This is a genomic window from Lacticaseibacillus thailandensis DSM 22698 = JCM 13996 (genome assembly GCF_001312865.1).
GTDB lineage: Bacteria > Bacillota > Bacilli > Lactobacillales > Lactobacillaceae > Lacticaseibacillus > Lacticaseibacillus thailandensis.
This window is the reverse complement of record NZ_BBER01000011.1, coordinates 1-19,927: the sequence shown is the minus strand read 5'-3', so window position 1 is coordinate 19,927 and position 19,927 is coordinate 1. Positions and strand designations below refer to the sequence as shown.

Annotated in this window: 10 protein-coding genes, 1 tRNA gene and 4 pseudogenes; 2 read left to right on the top strand and 13 right to left on the bottom strand. The window is 56.1% G+C overall.

Annotated features, from left to right (window positions below; genetic code table 11):
- Window positions 1-411 precede the first annotated feature (411 nt).
- The 5 genes and pseudogenes from trpS to JCM13996_RS09625 all read right to left on the bottom strand — a co-directional run bounded on the left by trpS (window position 412) and on the right by JCM13996_RS09625 (window position 5,684).
- The gene (gene trpS, locus JCM13996_RS09645; protein WP_054750970.1) at window positions 412-1,428 is read right to left on the bottom strand and encodes a tryptophan--tRNA ligase; all 1,017 of its coding nucleotides are present in this window, start codon (window positions 1,426-1,428) and stop codon (window positions 412-414) included.
- 196 nt (window positions 1,429-1,624) lie between these two features.
- A complete protein-coding gene (locus JCM13996_RS09640; RefSeq protein WP_054750969.1) occupies window positions 1,625-2,260 on the bottom strand; it encodes a hypothetical protein in 636 nt (211 codons plus the stop codon).
- 197 nt (window positions 2,261-2,457) lie between these two features.
- Window positions 2,458-3,602: pseudogene (locus tag JCM13996_RS09635) on the bottom strand (glycerate kinase family protein).
- Window positions 3,603-3,633: 31 nt separating this feature from the next.
- Complete coding sequence (locus tag JCM13996_RS09630; protein ID WP_054750968.1) at window positions 3,634-4,929, bottom strand: GntP family permease; 1,296 nt, start codon at window positions 4,927-4,929, stop codon at window positions 3,634-3,636.
- Between the two features lie 236 nt (window positions 4,930-5,165).
- Window positions 5,166-5,684 (bottom strand): hypothetical protein, encoded by a 519-nt coding sequence (locus JCM13996_RS09625; RefSeq protein ID WP_054750967.1) that lies wholly within the window; start codon window positions 5,682-5,684, stop codon window positions 5,166-5,168.
- Between the two features lie 479 nt (window positions 5,685-6,163).
- On the opposite strand from JCM13996_RS09625, the pseudogene helD reads away from it, so the two are divergent.
- A pseudogene (helD, locus tag JCM13996_RS09620) lies at window positions 6,164-8,490 on the top strand (RNA polymerase recycling motor HelD).
- A gap of 15 nt (window positions 8,491-8,505) precedes the next feature.
- Complete coding sequence (locus tag JCM13996_RS09615; protein ID WP_054750966.1) at window positions 8,506-9,159, top strand: CPBP family intramembrane glutamic endopeptidase; 654 nt, start codon at window positions 8,506-8,508, stop codon at window positions 9,157-9,159.
- A gap of 312 nt (window positions 9,160-9,471) precedes the next feature.
- Here the strand turns inward: JCM13996_RS09615 and JCM13996_RS09610 are convergent.
- The 8 genes and pseudogenes from JCM13996_RS09610 to JCM13996_RS09570 form a co-directional block, all read right to left on the bottom strand.
- Window positions 9,472-9,543, bottom strand: a tRNA-OTHER gene (locus tag JCM13996_RS09610).
- 60 nt (window positions 9,544-9,603) lie between these two features.
- Entirely contained in the window at window positions 9,604-11,322 is a 1,719-nt protein-coding gene (locus tag JCM13996_RS09605) for a helix-turn-helix domain-containing protein (protein WP_054750965.1), read from the bottom strand.
- Between the two features lie 76 nt (window positions 11,323-11,398).
- A pseudogene (locus tag JCM13996_RS09600) lies at window positions 11,399-12,051 on the bottom strand (HD domain-containing protein).
- A gap of 348 nt (window positions 12,052-12,399) precedes the next feature.
- On the bottom strand, window positions 12,400-13,950 hold the full coding sequence (locus tag JCM13996_RS09595; protein WP_225353576.1) for a peptide ABC transporter substrate-binding protein: 1,551 nt from the start codon (window positions 13,948-13,950) through the stop codon (window positions 12,400-12,402).
- Window positions 13,951-14,227: 277 nt separating this feature from the next.
- A pseudogene (locus tag JCM13996_RS12070) lies at window positions 14,228-15,630 on the bottom strand (peptide ABC transporter substrate-binding protein).
- Window positions 15,631-16,028: 398 nt separating this feature from the next.
- Window positions 16,029-17,663 (bottom strand): peptide ABC transporter substrate-binding protein, encoded by a 1,635-nt coding sequence (locus tag JCM13996_RS09580; protein ID WP_054750962.1) that lies wholly within the window; start codon window positions 17,661-17,663, stop codon window positions 16,029-16,031.
- A gap of 264 nt (window positions 17,664-17,927) precedes the next feature.
- On the bottom strand, window positions 17,928-18,632 hold the full coding sequence (locus tag JCM13996_RS09575) for an EAL domain-containing protein (protein WP_054750961.1): 705 nt from the start codon (window positions 18,630-18,632) through the stop codon (window positions 17,928-17,930).
- A gap of 213 nt (window positions 18,633-18,845) precedes the next feature.
- Window positions 18,846-19,927: EAL domain-containing protein (locus JCM13996_RS09570; protein WP_156321955.1), on the bottom strand; the 1,082-nt coding region annotated here is incomplete at its 5' end.

The window sequence follows — 19,927 nt, the reverse complement described above, 5'->3', positions numbered from 1 at the left end:
GCGTCCACATTTTAGAAAAGTTTGCGGACTTTTACCCTAATTTTAACGTTGCTTGACATTATTAAATCATAGATATGGGCTGCTGACCATACGGTTGGCGGTCCCATAACAAGTTACTAACGTTGTCTAACTTTGCGAAAAATGGGTGATAAACAGCGCCTCTCTGCCTACGGAACCGCTGTCAACCGCGCTATTCCCACTATTGGTCTATACGTAAGAAGTTGCATATACGCAAACCCAGAGACCAGCATTCACTCCTGTCAAATATTAAATAACCGTTACATTTATCCTAAGATTTCCTTCTAGCTGCTGGTATTCGGCCGATTATTCCTTATAAAAACGGCATCCCACGATAGCAGAATGCCGTTTTTGCTTGTGAATTTTATGCACTTGCGGTCCGGTTAAAGAACACTAGTCGAAGTAATTGACCCCAATAGCCTGCCGTACCTCTGCCAGTGTCTGGTTGGCCACCTCGTTGGCGTGCGCCGAGCCTCGATGCAGCATGTCAGCTACCGCGCCCATGTCCTCAGCGTACTGGGCACGCCGCGTGCGAATGGGCTCCAGGATAGCTTCCATGACGTCGATGAGGTAACGCTTGATCTTCACGTCGCCCAGGCCACCGTGGCGGTACTGCTCCTTCAGTTGGGCAATCTTGTCGGTATCGGTGCCAAAGATGTCGAGGTACGTGAACACCACGTTGCCCTCGACCTGACCTGGGTCCTGAACGTGAATGTGGTGCGGGTCGGTGTACATACTCATGATCTTGCTCTTGACCGTGTCGGCGTCGTCGCTGAGGTAAATGCCGTTGTTCAGTGACTTGCTCATCTTGGCGTTACCATCGATCCCTGGCAGGCGCCCTTTGCCTTTGGGTGGAAAGTATCCCTCGGGCTCCACCAGCGTATCGGTGTTGTAGACGCGGTTAAACGTGCGTACAATTTCCCGGGTCTGCTCCAGCATTGGTTCCTGGTCATCTCCCACCGGCACCGTGTCGGCCTTGAACGCCGTAATGTCCGCCGCCTGGCTAACCGGATAGATCAGGAAGCCAGCCGGTACGGACTCACCAAAGGCCTTCTGCTTGATTTCCGTCTTGACGGTGGGATTGCGGTTCAGGCGCGCAACGGTGACCAGGTCCAGGTAGTACATGGTCAGCTCGCTCAACGCGGGAATCTGGGACTGCACCAGGATGGTGGACTTGGCCGGGTCGATGCCCACGGCCAGGTAGTCCAGCGCCACCTGCAACAGCGAGTGCCGAATTTTCTCGGGGTCACGTGCATTGTCGGTCAGCGCCTGCATGTCAGCAATCATAATGAAGTTTTCGTAGTCGCCGGAATTTTGTAGTGCCACACGGTTGCGCAACGAACCCACGTAATGGCCGATGTGCAGGCGGCCAGTTGGGCGGTCGCCAGTCAGGATGACTTTCTTTGACATTTGGATATACACTCCTCTGCTTTTGCTATTCCCAACCAGTATAGCATGACCGGCTATGCCCGAGCGGAGAGAATCTGGCCCCTGGTAGTACGACGACCGTCTGGGTAGTCCACCGCCGTAACTGACAAACTAAAAAGGAGGCGCCCCCAGCTCCACGCCGGTGCGCCTTCAACCTGTCTATCTGCATTGATTCGTATTACTTACTTGTCGAACTACTCCCAGTAGTCGGGCTGACCGACTTGGTGTTCAGGTACTTACCGACCGTCTTGTACCACTGGTTGGTGGTCCCCATGTCGCGCAGCTTGTACGTACCCTTGTAGGTCTTGGTCTTACCGCTCTTCTTGATGTTGTACGTGAACTTACCGCTGTACAGGTTGCGCTTCGCCCCGTACGTCTCAGTGGTCTTCTTGCTAGTGTAAGGCTTGAAGTCATACTTGAAGTTCTTCCCGGTAATCGTGATGTGATTGCCGTTCAACTTGTAGCTCTCATCGTACTGCTTGGCCGTCGCCGCCTGCACCTTCCGCAGGTACGCCTTTTTAATGTAGTAGAAGTAGTTGAGGTCCATGAAGGCCACCTGCTTCTTGTCGTACTTGCCAAAGGCGAACACTTCACTCTGCGCGTTACTCGACTTGCCGTTGACCGCCAACGTAACCAGGTAAATGTGGTCAGCAAACTTAGCCTTGGCACTCTCCTGACGCCAACCAAAGAAGCCGGCGATGGCCGCCACAATCACCACGATCGTTACGACGCACGTCCAAATCTTACGTGCCTTGCTCCACGGTTGCTTCGTCTGAGCCGCTGCTTGCGACCCACTTTGCTTATCTTGTGCCATGCGAACCCCCATCAATTTATCTTAGTTTTGTCACTGGTATCTAATATACCGTATTGCGGGACCGCTGAACAGGGTGGGCTGGGATTCTTAAGAAGTTGTTGGCTGGCGTACCGTGGCTTGGACTAGTAAGCTAGCATCACCGACAAACGGGGCGTTATCAGCCTTAACCCGACCAACAACGCCCCATTTATTCATCATCAGCCCCGCATGGCCGCAATCAGCCGCGCCACGTTCTCTGCCGTCTGGGCCACGTCATGCGCCCCATCCGCGATCGCGCGGGCCAGCGGTTGGCGCCTGCCACCGTACAGAAGATGGCGTCGATGGCGTCGTGACGGTACAGCACGTCAACGTCCTTGCCCACGTTCCCCGCGAGCACGATCACCGGCGCATCGGGCGTCACGGCTTTGGTCACCTGCGCCACCCCGTATGGCGTTTTGCCGTACTGGGTCTGGAAGTCGATGCCGCCCTCACCGGTAAAGACAAAGTCGGCGTCAGCGGCCTGCTGCCGCAAGCCGCTGTACTCGACCACAATGTCGATACCGTGGGCCATCGTCGCGTGGGTAAATGCCATTAGCCCGGCACCCAGGCCACCAGCAGCCCCCGCACCCGGCGCCTGGGCCAAATCTGGTCCCACCTGGGTGTGAATCACGTCCGCATAGTGGGCCAAAGCCGCGTCGAGCGTTGCCACCATGGCGGGTGTCGCGCCCTTCTGCGGGCCGAACACCGCCGATGCGCCGGTGTCACCAACGAGTGGGTTGGTGACGTCGGACGCAATTAGCAATTCCACGTCATCCAGCAGCGGGTCACGCTCACTGAGGTCGATTGTTGCCAAGTTGGCCAGCGCCGCGCCACCGAACGGCAACTCGTGCCCAGCTGCATCACGCAGGTGCACGCCCACGGCCTGAGCCATCCCCGCACCGCCGTCATTCGTCGCGCTGCCCCCAATACCAAGGATGATCTTATCCACGCCCTGCGCCAAAGCCGCGCGGATCAACTCCCCCGTGCCGTACGTGGTCGTCACCAGTGGATTATGCGTCTGGTCATCAACAAATTGGATGCCGCTGGCCGCCGCCATCTCGATCACGGCCGTGTGCCCATCCCCCAGCAGCCCGTACTGGGCCGTGACTGGGTCGCCTAGTGGCCCAGTCACGGTGGCGGTGACCAACCGCCCGTTAGTCGCGTCGACCAGCGACTGGACGGTCCCTTCACCGCCATCGGCCATCGGTACGAGGGCGTAATCAGCGTCCGGAAAGACGCGCCGGATGCCGGTCGCCATCGCGTGAGCCGCCTCCTTGGCGGTCAGGCCGCCCTTAAATGAATCTGGAGCAATGACAAACTTCATTTTTTTGCTTCTCCTTTGCCTCGTACTGCCTCTAGAAGAACCCGTACATAATCGTGGCCGTGATTACGGCGGCGCCCCCGACCAGGGACTCGTAAAGAATTCCCTTCGAGCGCTCGCTGATCGACATCCGCATCGCGTTGGCCGTGACGTGGAAGTAATTACCGTGCGGCAGGTGGTCGCAGACGATGGCACCGGTGTGCATCATCGCGGCGCCCGCCAACGGACTGATGCCAAAGCCAAGCACGGCTTTGCTAAACGACCCCGTCGCCAGGATGACCCCGGTCGAAGTGGACGCGGTGGCCCCTGCCATCAGGATACCAGCAATTGGTGCCAAGAAGACACCCGAGATGCCCGACATTTTGATCAGGTGAATTAACTGGGCCGGCAGGTCGGAGGAGGTAATTACGGCACCAATCGCGCCGGCACCAATCAAAATCAGGACGACGTCAGTCATGCGGTTCATCCCCGCCTGCGCGTAGCTCATCAACTTGTGCCCCTGGCGCATCGCCAGCGCGCCGACAATGGCGGCAATCGGCAACACGTACATCGCGTCCAAGCTGAACTTGGTCAACACGCCAATGTGGAGCAGGGACCCAATCGGGTTGAGCAGTAACAAAACGATGGCCAACACCGGCGTGACTAGCGCGGTACCGAGGGACGGCAAGCTGTCTGGGTGCGCCTCACTGGCTAGGATGTCTAGGTCGCGCTCGAGTACCGCCGAGCCTTTGCCCTTCAACAAAGTGGCCACGAGCACCGTGACGATCAGCGCCACAACGGCCGGAACAAAGTCGGCAATCATCACCTGACTCAACTCAACGTTAAAGCCCTTGGCGGCAGCGATCGTGTTCGGGTTCGGCGAGATAATGTTCCCGGCCTTGCCCCCACCAGACAGGGCGACAAGGAGCGCCAACTTGGAGATGTGCATCCGCTGGCCGACCTCCAAAGCAATGGGTGCCACGATGAGGACCGCGACGGGAATGAACACCCCGACGGCCGTGATCACCATGGTCGCCAGTGCCAACGCGAGGATGGCCAGGCGGTCACCCATCTTGGTGACGATGGCCCGCGCCAAGGTGTCGGCGGCACCAGACTCCATCATGACCCCCGCCAGCATGCCGGCCGCGAGTACCCGCAGTACGATGCCCATGACACTTTGGCCCCCAGCAATGAGAATGTTAATGGTCTGGGTCAGGTTGGCCCCACCCAGCAAGCAGCCAACCACGGCTCCGAGCATTAACGCATATACCGGATTCAGGTGCTGCAAAATTAAGATGATAGCGACGGCCAGCCCAATGAGGGCCGCCCACCACGTTAAAACTAACGACATAATTACGTGCTCCCAACTTTTATATGTAGACTAAACAATTCCCTATTGTAATAGAAGTTACTGGTGAAAGCAGTAGTTTGCTGAAAATAATCGGGGCAAAGTTGGGTCATGGTGGGCATTAATGCTGGGGATGGCCCCAGCACGTGAGCTGATTGCTGTAAAATTGACACCGCATCTTTCCCCCATGCCCACCAAAAAAAGGCCGCCACGTTGGCGACCTAGTTAGGTAGAAATATTTATTGCACGATCTTCATGAGGGTCACGGCGACGGACCCGTTCCCAGCTGATAGGGTACCGGTCAGCTCGTTACCGTCGATCTTACTGCTCTTGATCTTAAAGGCCACGGCGTTACCGTCGTAGAGAATGAGGGTCGAGTTGTTCTTGAGGGTGTACGTGTTGCGCTTGCCGCCAGCTACCTGCTTCTTCAGGTTAGCTTTGAACCCGGGTTGGGCGACGGCCTTCTCCAGTTTCTTCTGGCTGGTAGACCCCACGGCCCCGTACCCGGATTCCTTGTCGCCAAAGTACATGTAGGAGGTGGACCGCGCGCCGCTCTTGCCCGTCATGGTCACGCGGAAAACGTTGTCAGGGATAAAACCGCTCAGCTTCGGCCGCGTCAACTTGTAAACGGCCCCGCCAAAGACGGCGACGACAAGCAAAATGATACAAATAGCCTTGTAATGACGAATCCAGAAACTCTTGCTCTGCTTAGGATCCATCTGGGCTGGTGCTGCTGGTTGACCTGGTTGTTGCTGCATAATCGAACTTCCTTTACTAAGCTGGTGGGCACGGGACCCGCCACGAATTAATTGCGGACGCTTACATATGGCTTCAATTGTACCACACGTCCCTGGCTTAGTGCGTAAGATTTAGGGTTGGTCGGGGTCAGGTAGTTGCGGCTTGCGTGGGTAGAATCTGTGGTCGGCGGTGGGACTGTGGCTTACGTCCTACGCCGTAGCTTCCTACCACCAGCCGCAGATTCCCGCTATTTTGAGGTCAACTACACGTCAAAGAGTTACCGTATTATACACACCATTGACCCAGAGCCAATACCACAAAACGCACAGCTTATTCTTCTTTGGCAGACACCACCACGTTTGTCTTCCACAGAAGAGAAGCCGAAACTACCCACACTCAAGCTGCCCGAAATCATACCAGCGTGCTCACTTGCACATTTGGCCGGCGGGAAGTACAATGTACTATCAATTTAGAAGTGGAAGTAAAGGAGGGTTGTCCCATGCAAAATGCATCGCGCGCAGATGAACAGCGCCGCGTCGACCACGTCATTGACCGGCTGCACCACCGGCTGGATGTAGTCGCACACCAAATCGACACCGCACACGCCGAAACTCGTGACGTGGAACAGAATTACGGTGATAACACTAAGGTCAACATCACCGAGGTCGACGACCGCATGGAAACTAACGCCGCCGTGCAACAGCAAAAGCAACTGGTTGCACGCGCCGTCGAAAACGAGCAGATCCTGCAAAAGGAACAGACTCGCCTCACCCGGCTGGCCCGCTCACCCTACTTTGGTCGCATCTACATCACCGAAGATGGTGAGGACGACACCCTCTACATCGGTACTGGGACCTTCCAGGATAGCGATAACCAGTTCCTGGTCTACGACTGGCGCGCCCCCGTTGCTTCTATTTATTACAACGGGACGCTGGGACCCGTCGACTACACCACCCCAGTCGGGACCGCCCACGCAACTTTGAATAATAAACGCCAGTTCCAGATTGAGGACGGCCAAATTCGCAATATGTTCGACACCAGCGAAACCGTTGGCGACTCGATCCTCCAGGAAGTGCTGGGTGACGCTAGTTCCGAGTACATGCAAAACATCGTCGCTACCATCCAGCAGGAACAAAATACCATTATCCGTGATACCAGCTCCGACCTCCTGCTCGTGCAGGGGGCTGCGGGGTCCGGCAAAACCAGTGCTGTGCTCCAACGCATCGCCTTCCAGCTGTACCACAGCCGCACCACGCTGGACGCCAATCAGATGGTCCTGTTCTCGCCCAACAAGCTCTACGCCACCTACATTTCCCAGGTGTTGCCGAGTTTGGGCGAAAAGAACATGATTCAGACCACCCTGGTTGAATTCCTTGCTCGGCGGCTAACCGGGCTGCAGGTGGAGACCCTCTTTGACCGCTTCGAACGCGATGAAGCCTCCTTCCCCGCCGCCGCTAAAGCCATGCGGCGGCTCAAGGAGAGCGCTGCGTTTATGGACGCCGCCACCGCGTACGCTAAGCACGGAGCGGAACCGCACTTTGTCGACGTCGACCTCAACGGTGAGACTTTCTTTGCCGCCAAAAACATCCGTAAAATTTACGACCGCCTTCCGCGGCAGATGACCCTGGCCGATAAGTTTGCCGAAACGCGTAAACGCCTGATGAAGCGGCTCAACACCCGCATCGGCCTCGAAACCCACCAGGATTGGGTCGACGACACCCTGGCCAGCCTCAACGAGGAACAGGTCCAGCACTACATCGGCGACCAGCGCTTCGAAAACGGCGCCGACGAGCTACGCGCTGTGGCCCGCGCGGTCGTGGCCGAACGCTTTGCGCCCGTCTACACCGCCCTGTACGACGACTACTTCTTCGACCCCTACCTAAACTACCTGGACTTCCTCCGTCAGTACCCGCAGACCGTTGTGGACGCAGCTACCTGGACGGCCATGTGTGACGCGGTCGGCGCTGACCTGGAAGCCCACCGTCTGCGCCTCGATGACGCGGCACCACTGATGATGATTCGCGACGTGCTGACCGGCGGTGGCCAAAACCATGGCATCCAGTCCGTCTTTGTCGACGAAATGCAGGATTACAGTATCGCCATTCTCAAGTACCTGCACCACGCCTTCCCCCGCGCCCAACTGACCTTTCTCGCGATGTGGCTCAAGACGTGTTCACGGGCAATTACGCTGACAGTCAGAGTTACCTGGCGGAGTTGCAACACGACTTTGCCGACCTGCATCCCCGCCTCGTGACTCTCAACAAGTCCTACCGTTCAACGCGTCCCATCACCGACTTTGCCAACGCCTTAATTCCAGCAGGCAAGGACATCACGGCATTCAGCCGCGGTGGTAATTTGCCGCTGGTCCTGACGGTACCACGGCGCACGTACCAGCCGGTGCTGTCGACGCTGGTCAACCACCTGCTACAGCGCCACCCGACCGTCGCGATCCTCACCAAGGACGCGGCAACGGCCAGCAAAGTTGCGTTGGGCCTGCAGACCGACGTGGACGTCACGCTACTCAGCAAGGATGACCACCAGCTTAGCCGCGGCTGCGTGGTGCTACCCGTCTATCTCGCTAAGGGGCTCGAGTTCGACGCCGTCATCGGCTTTGACGTCTCCGCCGACACCTATACGAGCGCCGGCGACCGGGACATCCTGTACACGCTATGCACCCGCACCCTGCACGAACTGGTGCTAGTGGCACGCGATGCGGTCTCACCGCTGATCGACGCGGTGCCCGCATCGCTGTACACCGCCCAGACCGGTGAGCAGTACCTAGCGGCCACCGCGCCGGACAACGCGAGCGCCGAAACCCAGCCATAGTCCCGGAGGATAGTTATGCGGCATTTTTCGGTCACCCAACGCACATTAGGCTTCCTGCTGGCCTTCCTGGCCTACCAAGTAGTGGACGTCCTGGTGCTACCCACAGGGCATCATGAAGACGCCGGGACGCTCGCCGTCACGGTGGCCGGCTACCTAGTACTGATTACGGGCCTATACTGGGCGTACCGGCGTTACGTGCGCAACGTGACGCCTGCGGACCACCGGCGCCGCCTCCTTAGCCGCCGCAATTGGCAGGCGTTACTGGGTGGCTTGGCAATCCTGATTGTCGTGCAGGTAGCCGCCTGGTTGGCCGCCACCTACCACCTGGCACCGCAAAGTAGTAACCAAAGCGCCGTGGTCAGTTACTTGCGCCGCATCCCCTGGAGTATGTCCTTATCGGTAGGCCTATTTTCACCCATCATTGAAGAGCTCATTTTCCGCGGCATGTTGATGAACGCGTTCACTGCTCAACGCACCCGCGGTAGCCGCTGGTTTGCCGCCATCGTCAGTAGCATCGCCTTTGCCCTGGTCCATTCACCCGGTGACCCGATCAACTTCTTGACCTACTGCGGGTTGGGCGCGGGCATGGCCTTTGCCTACACCTGGAGTGACGACCTGCGGGTATCGATGGTACTGCACGTACTCAATAACTGCTGGGCGTTACTGTAATGAATAAAATTATGTGGCTAACGGTTAACCCGTTAGCCTTTTATTTTGCACATGCCGGGGTTAAAATAACACCGACGCCGCTACTTATCCCCAGACCGCCTGGTAGCTACTCACCGCCAGCATTACTTCTGCGCCCCGATGATTGCCATAGTCGTCCCACAGTGCAGTTTTGGCTCATCTCCTGAGCGACGCCCAACACCCCCACCAGCTAACTGGTGGGGGTGTTTGTTGCGGAGCCACGATCAAAATAGGGCCAGACTCGTGTGGAGTCTGGCCCTATTGTGTTAACGTCGTCAAACAACGTAGCACTTATGCCGCCTGCTGGACTTGAACCAGCCACCTCAGCCTTACCACGCTGCGCTCTACCTCCTGAGCTAAGGCGGCGTCTAACTGCACCGCCTTCATAATATACCCGATTTGGCGCCGGAACTCCAACCCGCACCCTTACGCGCGTGCCGCTAGTTCTGTCCGCAACCGCTGAGCCACCGTCTTGTCCTCCACAAAGTCGCACAATTCAATGATGGCGGTAATCCGCTGCCGGCCCACCTTGGTCGACTGCTCAGGGTCCTGAATCATGTACAGTGCCTCTAAGCCCTGCAACCGCAACTCTTCGTATGGCCCTCCTGCCAGCGCGGGCAGTTGGGCTGTCACCCGCAACGCGGCCGCCGCGAGGGGCAGACACCCGGCCGCCAGTGCCACCTGCGCCACCATTAACAACGCGTCGATCTGACGCCGCTGATTTTGGTAGCCCAGCCGCGTCCGGACATCAAATGGTTGCGTTAACTGCGCCCATAATTGGCGCACATCGCCCAGCGTGAGCGTGGTCGCCAACCCGTGCGTGAACAGCGCGAACTCGTAATGGCTCCAGGCGCCCTGTTGCCGGAGAAAGTAATAGAGCCGCTGGCGTTCCGCTTGCCGTCTTTGCCCGTCCGGAGTCGCCGCCAGCATGACGGCCCGGTGCTCCAACCACGCGTGCCCCTCCCGGTCGTAGCGGTTCCGGTACCGCGCCGCTAGCATCTGGAGCCGCACGCGCCCCGCCGGTCCGTACAGCAAGCGCTGACGCATGACCATGAAGTCTTCAAAGCTGCCGTCCGGATCGGGCGCCAGCAACCGTAAATACTCCTGGTAGGTGGCCGGAATGCGGTCCAGCATGCGGCTCAACCGCATCACCGTCAACGCATGCGCCCCTCGTTCGAACCGCGATAAGGCCTGCCGTCCCGCATCACTATCGGCCAGCGCCAACTGTGACACCGCGTTGGCCTGGCGCAACTCGCGAAAAGCCGTCCCGTATTTAGGCTGTACCATGCGTTCATCCTCCATCATCGCAAACATCGCGTCCATGTGTTCCGTAAACAGTTGCTCCTCCGTCGGGTCATCCAGTACTCGCCATGCTCGTAGCACCTGCGCGCGCATCCGTTCAGCGGCAACCACCGCCCCCTCAGCGAACAGCACCCCCGCCTGCACTTTGCGGACCATCAACCGTTCATACATATCAACGGGTCCGAGGTGTCTCTCCACCCGGGACAGCCACTGTCCCGCCAAGCATGGCTGCCCTAAAATCGCTTCGGCTTCGGCTAAACACACGACGGCGTACATCGTGGTGCACGGCCGCAAGTAGCGGGCGTAGGACCGAATGGGTGGTTGCTCCAGGAGCCGGTTGGCCGTACTGACGCGCAGTTCGTTGGGCAAGGCAAAGGCGGACAGTGCGGCCACCAGGTTGCTAAACATCCCCGGACGCACGGTGCGCCGCAATACACCGGTCACCGCTGACAGCGACGCACCGGTCAATGCCCCCCGCTGGTCCGCCTGGTCGAGGAGCACGATGCTGTTAATCGCCGCCACCACGGGTCGTACGCTCACGGGCGCCATGCCCACCGCACCCGCGATATCGGCCGGTCGGCGGCGCCAGGCTTCCGTTAGTTGGTACGCCCACCAATCGAGCCAGTTAAGCTGATCGTTGCCGGCCGCGGCCACGTACTCACTCAGGCTGACGTGGATATTGCGCAGCAGGTGGTCCAGCCGTTCAAAGCTGATCTGCGACTCGCCGCGTTCAAACTGGGACAAAAATTGCACCGACACCTCACCGCTGGCCGCCGACTTCAGACTATAGCCCTTGGCTTGCCGTAACTCGCGGTATGTATAACCAAAGTTAGTCTCTACCATAATAATTAACCCTCCTAACCATTATTTTAAGCGGTTGGGAGGGTTAAACGTAGTCAACTTTGGAAAGATTTATTTGTTATTTTGCGCCATTCACTTCGGCTTTGAACTCAGCCACAAAGTCGCGCATGACTTGTTGCCGGTGGGCGCCGAGTTTCTGGGCAGCAGGGGTGTTGAGTTGGTCGACCAGTTTGAAGAGCTTTTCGTCAAAGTGGTTGAGTACCGAGCTACTGTGACGGTACTCCGCGCCACTCAAGTGTTCACGCACTTCGCCCCCATACAGCTGACTGCCATGGGCCCCACCGTAGTAAAACGTCCGCGCAATCCCGATAGCGCCAATGGCGTCGAGCCGGTCGGCATCCTGTACCAGCTGACCGTTAAGGTCGAGGGTAACGTCGTGGTCCAAGCTGTAGCGATAGGACATTTGGTCGATAATACCCAGGATTTCCGCCGTGCTACTTTGGTCAAACCCTGATCCGCCAACATGGCGGCCGTCTTCCGGCGAGCGGCAGGCACGTTGTCCACGAGCTTATCGTCGTAAGTGTCGTGGAGCGTGGCGGCTGCCACCACGGTCAACGTGTCAGCAGCCGGCGTGTCGTGCAGCAACAGGACGGCGTTGGCCAGGACGCGGTTGATGTGATCCAACGAGTGGCCGGTGCGGTCCGCCGCCAGCACGCTTTCAGTGTACGCGTACAGGCGGTCAAACCGCTCCTGTTCGGCGGCGCTCAGCAACTTGATTTCTGGTGTAACCATAACAAAACTTCCTCTCTCACGTCTTCTGCCTTCCAGTATACGCTTCCAACTGCCACATCGAGTGAGTTTGTGCACGGTTGGTAACCGTTACTTGGTTGTTTGCGACCCCGTTTATGGCCGCGATACGGTTCCAGCAGCTGGGTGTCCACAAAGCCCCAACGCTACACCACTCCCTCAGTCTGCCCGTCAAGACACACAAAACGGCGCCCACCGAGGTGGACGTCGCTTCGTGCACGCATCCGTTACTTCTTAGTGACAGATTCCATGTCGATCATGTTGTTTGGACCGTAATCGTAGTTCTTGATCTTGGTGTTAGTCAGGTGCGCTTCACCGGTCTGGTACAGAGGGATAACCCGTTGTCCTTGGCCATGATCTGCGTAGCCTTAACCAAGTCGTTCCAACGCTTCGTGGTGCTGGTAGCATCGGTCGTCTTGGAAGCCTGAACGTACTTGTCGTATTCAGCATTGCTCCACTGACCGAAGTTGTAGCGTTGCCCGTAGTTTCCAGGTCGAGGAAGCTGATGGCGTCAGGGAAGTCACCCTGCCAGCCACTAACCACCATGTCGAAGTTGTGCTGTTCGGACAAGGTAATCCGCGTCTTGAACGGTACGGACTTAGTCTTAACCGTCAACTTAGCACCGTTAGTGCTCAGCTTTTCAAAGGCGTTCTGCAGGTATTCAGTCGTGGACTTAGCCGCATCAGTATCATCAGAAGTGATGGTGAAGCTGAATGAAGTTAAACCGGCTTCCTTCATACCTTCCTTGAACAGCTGCTTAGCCTTAGCCAAGTTGTAATCGTTGTACTGCTTGACACCCTTAGTTGCGGCCGCCGCAATGTCGGTGCCGTTAGCGCTGTACATGGACTTGTATGGCAGGATCGTGTAAACCGGACGCGAGCCATCACCCAAGACCTTCTTGATGAACTGGGAACGGTTGATGGATAGGGACAGGGCCTGACGAATCTTCTGATTCTTGAAGGCCGGAACCTTCTTCTGTTCCATTTCCAGGTAAGTCGTACGACCCTGAACCATCGTCTTGTAAGCCTTGTCATTCTTCATCTGGGTGGCAGTATCACCGGAAATAACCGCGTCATCCAGCTTGTTGGACTGGAACAAGTTAACGGCTGTGGAAGTATCCTTAACAACAGTCGTCTTGATCTTGTCCAGGTGCACGTTCTTGGCGTTCCAGTAATCCTTGTTCTTCACTTCAGTCCAAGTGTTGTTAGAACCATTCCAGTTGGTCAACTTGTATGGGCCAGAAGCCGTGATGTACTTGGAGTTCGTACCAAACTTGCTACCGTACTTCTGCACTTCAGACTTTTCAACGGGGTTGAAGGTCTGCAGCGTGATCATCTTTTCAAAGTAAGGCATGACCCGGTCCAAAGTAACAACGAGCTTGTACTTGCCTTCAGCTTTCAAGCCCATTGTGGATGGGTCCTTCTTGCCGGCAATAACGGCGTCCGCATTCTTGATACCTGAGAAGATGTAGGAATATTCGGACTTATTCTTCGGGTCCGCCGCGCGTTCCCAAGAATAAACAAAGTCCTTCGCGGTGATCTCCTTACCGTCAGACCACTTAGCACCCTTGCGTAACGTGAAGGTGTAAGTCTTCTGGTCCTTAGAGACCTTAGGCATCTTGCTGGCCAAGTCTGGTTCGAGCTTCTTGCCCTTAAACCGCAACAATCCGGCCGTGGTGTCCTGCAAAGTCTGACCGGAAATAACGTCGGTCGCCTGCGCGGGGTCCATAGTCTGAATGACATCCTTAACCATGCGGGTCATCGACTTAGTCTTTGCAGCACTGGCACTACTACTGCCACAAGCAGCTAAGAGAACGACCATGGTTGTTAGCATTGAGCCAAGCAATAATGGCTTCTTCTTCATGAATGATTGCCTCCTAAAATATGTACAGTGATGATTACCTCTGTGCGTTTATGTAAATGATAATACACTCATTTTTAACTCATGTCTACACATTTTTATCACATTTTATTCAAAAAGTTCAAATTTTGCACTCACACGCGTCACATGCCTAGCTCACTTAGCCATTATGTGCGGCGTCGCACCTGCTAACGGCAGCAAAGTCACCAAAAAACGAGCCAATATTCACGCTCCAAAGAACGTCAACATGGCTCGTTAATGTGGATTTGATTAGTACTAGTTATTGACCTTGGTAATACGCGGTCGCCCAGTTTACGAGACCGTTCGGGTTATTGTACCGGGCATGCAACTGCGGGTTACGGACCCGGGCCTGGCCGACTTGGTACAGCGGGATCGTTGCCACCGACCGGGTCAACAACTGATCAGCTGCCAATAAGTCGTGCCACCGGTGCGTAACGTTACCGGCATCCGTCGTCTGGGCGGCGTTCACCAACTGATCATACTTAGTGTTCGACCACCCAGCATGATTGTTGCTGTTGCCAGTCGTGAACAAGTTCAGGAACGTGGCGGGATCAGGATAATCTGCCGACCACGCCGTGAGGGCAAGGTCAAAGTTGCCCGTCCGTAGCCGGGCTAGCCGGTCAGTCAAACTGAGTGGTACTACTTTGACCGTCACCGTCGCCTGTGGCTGACTCAACGCTGCCAGCGACCGCTGCAGGTACTGCAACGTCGCTTTGGCACTATCCGTGTCGGCGCCAATCACCGTTAGCGTGAGTTGCGTCTGCCCCGTAGCGGCCATGCCCGCCTTAAACAGTTTCCGGGCGCGTTCCAGGTCGTACTTGCTATAGCGGCTGACCCCATTGGCCGCGCTGGTCGCAAAGTCCGCACCACTTTGCTCGTTGTAAAACATTCCGGCAGGGACGATGGTGGTCAACGGCTGCGAGCCGTCACCCAGCACGTCACGAATCAAGCCGGCGCGGTTAATGCTAACGCCAAAGACTGGCGGACTGACTGATTTTTAAGGGCCGGTACCCGCGCCTGATTCAGCTCCAGGTAGGTCGCAATATTTTGTTTGACTACATGGTACCCCGTCATCTTTTTGGCCTTGTGGGTACTGCTACCACTGACGGTAATGTCGTCCAGTTGTCCTTGCCGGAACAGCTTGAGGGCGTGCTGGCTGGACTTCACGACGCGGTACGTGACCCGGTGCAGGTGGACTTGGTGTGCCCGCCAGTAGGTTGGATTTTTGGTCTCAACCCACCGTTGCGCCCCCTTACCGCGCCACTTAGTGAGCCGGTAAGGACCGTTGAACGTGAGCGTAGCCGCGCTGGTCCCGTACTGCGATCCATACTTGGTCACTTGGGTACGTTCGACGGGGTCAAAGACGGACATGGTCAACATGCTTTCAAAGTACGGCACGGCTTTGGTTAGCCGCACCCGCAAAGTAGTGCGGGTGAGGGCCACTACCCCTAGCCGTTGCGCCGACATTTTGCCGGCCCCGATGGCCTGGGCATTCACAATGTCATTAAAGGCGTACGCGTAGGGTGACTTGGTGGCCGGGTTGACCGCCCGCCGCCACGCGTACACAAAGTCCTGTGCGGTGACGTGACGGCCATCCGACCAGCGGGCGTTACGGCGCAAGTGAAACGTATAGGTTTTCTGATCATGCGAGATGGTGGCCATGCGGGCCGCCATGTCGGGGTGGAGCTGCTTGTTGCTGTAACGGTAAAGCCCGGAATACACGTCCATCATGGTTTGAGCACTCACAATGTCGCTAGCGTGCGCCGGATCCACTGATTGGAGTGGACTTGCCTGCATCACGTTAACGGTCGTACGCGCTGGGCGTTGCGCTTGACCACCACAGGCCGTTAGAACGAGCACCATGATGACCAACCCAATGCCTACCAACGCTGAATGCTTCTTCATCCCCAAACAACCTCCCAATCATTACGTCGCTTTAACCACGCGCTCATCAATTATACAGTGTTTCACAGACAAAGACCACCAAAGCGTGGCTGGTTAGCGCACAACACACAAAAAGCGCAACCCGGAGGTTACGCTTTTTGCTACTCAGTGAAAGCTTACTTGTAGGAAGCCTTGACCCAGTTGATCATACCGTTAGGGCTGGTAGTGACACCCTGCAGCTTAGTGTTACGCAGGTGGGCAGCACCCAGCTGGTACAGAGGAATGACACCGGACTGCTTAGCCAGAATCTGGTCAGCCTGAACCATGTCGTTCCAACGCTTCGTGGTGTTCGTTGCGTCAGCACCCTTGGAGGCAGCAATCAGACTGTCGTACTGCTTGTTGCTCCAAGCACCGTAGTTGTAGGAGTTGCCAGTAGTGAACATGTCTAGGAAGCTGATCGCGTCTGGGAAGTCAGCGGACCAAGCTTCAATGGCCATGTCGAAGTCACCATCAGTGGACAGGGTCAGACGGGTCTTGAACGGTACGGACTTCGTCTTGACGGTCAACTTAGCACCAGTCTGGGACAACTGACCGATTGCGGACTGCAGGTAGTCCAGCGTGGACTTAGCAGTGTCGGTATCGTCGCTCAACAGCGTGAAGGTCAGGTCAGTCTTGCCGGCTTCCTTCATACCTTCCTTGAACAGTTCCTTAGCCTTCTTCAAGTCGTAGTTGCTGGTCGTGACGCCATTGGTAGCGTCAGTGGTAAAGTCCTTGCCCTTACTGTTGATCATCATGTCGGTAGGCACAACGGTCTTAGCAGGAACGGAACCATTGCCTAGCACCTTCTTGATAAATTCGGCACGGTTGATGGACATGGAAATAGCCTGACGAATCTTCTGGTTATTGAAGGCTGGAACCCGCTTCAAGTTTGGAACCAGGTAGTAGGTCGCGTTCTGCTTAACGACAGTGTAACCCTTGTCGTTCTTGGCCTGGGTTGCCGTGTCACCAGTAACGGTAACGTCGTCAGCCTTGCCAGACGTGTACAGGTTGTACGCGGTGTTGTTTTCCTTGATCACCTGGTACTTGATCTTGTTGATCTTCACACTCTTAGCGTTCCAGTACTTGTTGTTCTTGGTTTCAGTCCAAGAGTTTTCAGAACCAGTCCACTTACCCAACTTGTAAGGTCCGTTGAAGGTCAGCGTCTTGGCGTTAGTCCCGAACTTGGAACCTTCCTTCTTAACCTGGGACTGTTCAACCGGGTCGAAGGTTTGCAGGGTAATCATCTTGTTGAAGTAAGGCATAACCTTGTCCAACTGAACCTGGAACTTGGTCTTGCTCAAAGCCTTAACGCCCAAAGTTGAGGCTGGCTTCTTGCCGGCGATGATGTCGTCAGCGTTCTTGATGCCAGAGAAGATGTAGGCATATTCAGACTTGGTTTTCGGGTCGATGGCGCGCTTCCACGCGTAGACAAAGTCTTGCGCGGTAACTTCCTTACCATCACTCCACTTAGCATTCTTCCGCAACGTGAAGGTGTAGGTCTTCTGGTCCTTAGATACAGTCGGCATCTTGGCTGCCATATCTGGGGTCAGCTTGGTCTTGTCCCAACGGAAGAGACCCGAGTATACATCAGTCTGCGACTGACCAGAAATGACATCGGTCGCCAAGGCTGGATCCATGGTCTGGAGCACATCACCCTGCATATATGTAACGGATGACTTCTTGTTAGATGAGCTGGAACTGGAACCACAGGCAGCCAACAAGGCAACCATCGTGGTCAGCATTGCTCCCAGCATCACTGACTTCTTTTTCATAGTTGTTTCCCCCTACTATGTTTCAAGATGAACCTATTGTACACCGAATTCTCACTTAAAACTAGTTTTCGCCACATTTATATCGGCAAAATTGCACGTTTAGATGAGCAATGCGGACAAAAATGTGAGCGGTTCATCGCCCGCCGCAGCCACAATCAGCCGTTTGGCCCTCATCATGCCGGCCCCCACGCTCACGGTTGGCTCTAATAAAAACGGCGGTGGGATTAAACCCACCGCCGCTAATATTAATGCAAATGTTCACGATTAAATTAAATCATTCAAATTACTAATTTGTTGGGCAAAAGCCCGTTCGTTACGCTGATTGGGTGACGTCGGGTGGTTGAAGAAGAATCCTTGGGCATGGCTGGCCCCCACCGACCGGGCTAACTGTAGGTCGGCGTACGTCTCGACCCCTTCGACCGTAAACTGAATGTCGTGAGCGTGCGCTAGATCTGCCCACGGCTGCACCCGACCCAACAAGTCCGCCGTCTCCCCCTGCTCACGGAGGTTCTGGAGGGCAAACTTAAAGCTATCGACCCCCGGGGCCAACTGTTCTACCAAGCCAATATCATCAATGTCCGAACCCACATCGTCCAGGGCAATCAACATCTGGTGCTGGTGATACTCCGGCCCCATCGTGGTCAACTCCTCCACCGTGGGAGCCGCGGTTAGTTCCACCGTTAGCTGTGCCAGCCTGGGCGTCTGCTTCACAAACCGGGCGAGGCGCTGAACCACTGACCGGCTCGCAAATTGTTCTGGTGTCAAGTTGATGCTGACCCGCTGCACGTCGAGATTTTTCAACGCTTCTTTGAGCATCCGCGTCTGCATGCCCACCGAAATATCAAACGTTTCCGGCAGGTACCAGTCGCGGTCTTGGGGTGACCAGGCACGCAACAGCAACTCATACTCCTCTACTTTGCGCGTAGTCACGTTCACGATTGCTTGGGCAAAATAAGTGTACGTATTCAATGGTGATTCCCCCATTTTTCAAACCGATCCGCCCACTCCCCAGTGGCCGATAACTACATACTCTTAGTTACAGACCATTCTACTGCAACTTATCCCGGAAATGGGACCAACACCGTAAATTTCTTACGCTATGTAAGCAAAGATGCGCCATCATCATTGATAGCGCACCCGCTAAGTGATGTTTACCTGATTTTACTAGTAACCACTCACCATTTAATTAAAGTTGATCTCGGTCGGTTCGGCCGGCTTGCCTAACAGGAAGCCCTGAACCTTTTCAACGCCCATCTGCTGAGCAACACTGAGGTCATCCTGCGTTTCAATCCCTTCAAGGGTAAAGCTACCGCCGTTGGCCTGGGCCAGTGCTTGCCATTGCTGAGCCGTTTGAACCCAGCCTTGATCAGCACCACGAGCACGTAACTTCTGTAGGGCGAACTTGAAGCCGTCCAGCTGTTGTGCGGCCCGTGCAGCCGTATCGCTGTTAACGTCAGTATTCTGCGCGTCACCCAGAACAACCTGGACACCACCAGCATGGTACGTTGGCAGAACGCTTGCCAGTTGGTCCGTGGATGGTAACTCACCTAATTCAATGGTGAGGGTGCCCTGCGTTTGTTCGCGACCAAACTCGCTCAGACGCCGAACCACCGCTGGATCAGTAAACTGACTGGTGGTCAGGTTAATGCTGATGTTATGAGAGTCCAAGCTCCGCAGCGCTTGTTCCATTAACCGGGTCTGCATCCCCACGGTGATACCGAAGCTAGAAGGCAGCACCCAGTTGTTCACGCCGCTGTCCCACTGACGGAGTAACAGTTCGTACTGAACTGCCGCTTGCGTCTGGGTATCAGCAACCTTCTGGGCAAAGTAGGTGTAAGTCGACTGCGCACTACCACCAGGAATCCGGTTTTGTGACTGTTCACTGACGTTGATGATGGTAGCCGTAACGCCAGCTGGAGTGACGGCCCGCTGTGTTTGCGCATCGGTACCGTTAATGTCGATCGCGTCAGTGACGTCAACGTTAGTCGTATTGGCCACGTCACGAGCTGCTGCAGCCGCCGCGGAACTAGCTGCAGCCGCCGTTGACGCACCGCTAGTGACACTAGCTGCCAGTGACTCCAGACTTGCCGTAACGCCCGCGTCACTAATTGGTGTCGCGGTCGAATCCGTCGCCGTGGCGTTCTGCGCCGTCGCTGGCGTGGTGGCCCGTGCCGGTGTTGCTGGCGTCGTTGGCGTCGTTGGCGTCGTTGGCGTCGTTGGCGTCGTTGGCGTCGTTGGCGTCGTTGGCGTCGTTGGCGTCGTTG

What these genes read in the sequence shown, in the direction of transcription:
- trpS (WP_054750970.1), bottom strand. Translation starts at nt 1,428, where the DNA reads ATGTCAAAGAAAGTCATCCTGACTGGCGACCGCCCAACTGGCCGCCTG.
- JCM13996_RS09640 (WP_054750969.1), bottom strand. Translation starts at nt 2,260, where the DNA reads ATGGCACAAGATAAGCAAAGTGGGTCGCAAGCAGCGGCTCAGACGAAG.
- JCM13996_RS09630 (WP_054750968.1), bottom strand. Translation starts at nt 4,929, where the DNA reads ATGTCGTTAGTTTTAACGTGGTGGGCGGCCCTCATTGGGCTGGCCGTC.
- JCM13996_RS09625 (WP_054750967.1), bottom strand. Translation starts at nt 5,684, where the DNA reads ATGCAGCAACAACCAGGTCAACCAGCAGCACCAGCCCAGATGGATCCT.
- JCM13996_RS09615 (WP_054750966.1), top strand. Translation starts at nt 8,506, where the DNA reads ATGCGGCATTTTTCGGTCACCCAACGCACATTAGGCTTCCTGCTGGCC.
- JCM13996_RS09605 (WP_054750965.1), bottom strand. Translation starts at nt 11,322, where the DNA reads ATGGTAGAGACTAACTTTGGTTATACATACCGCGAGTTACGGCAAGCC.
- JCM13996_RS09595 (WP_225353576.1), bottom strand. Translation starts at nt 13,950, where the DNA reads ATGAAGAAGAAGCCATTATTGCTTGGCTCAATGCTAACAACCATGGTC.
- JCM13996_RS09580 (WP_054750962.1), bottom strand. Translation starts at nt 17,663, where the DNA reads ATGAAAAAGAAGTCAGTGATGCTGGGAGCAATGCTGACCACGATGGTT.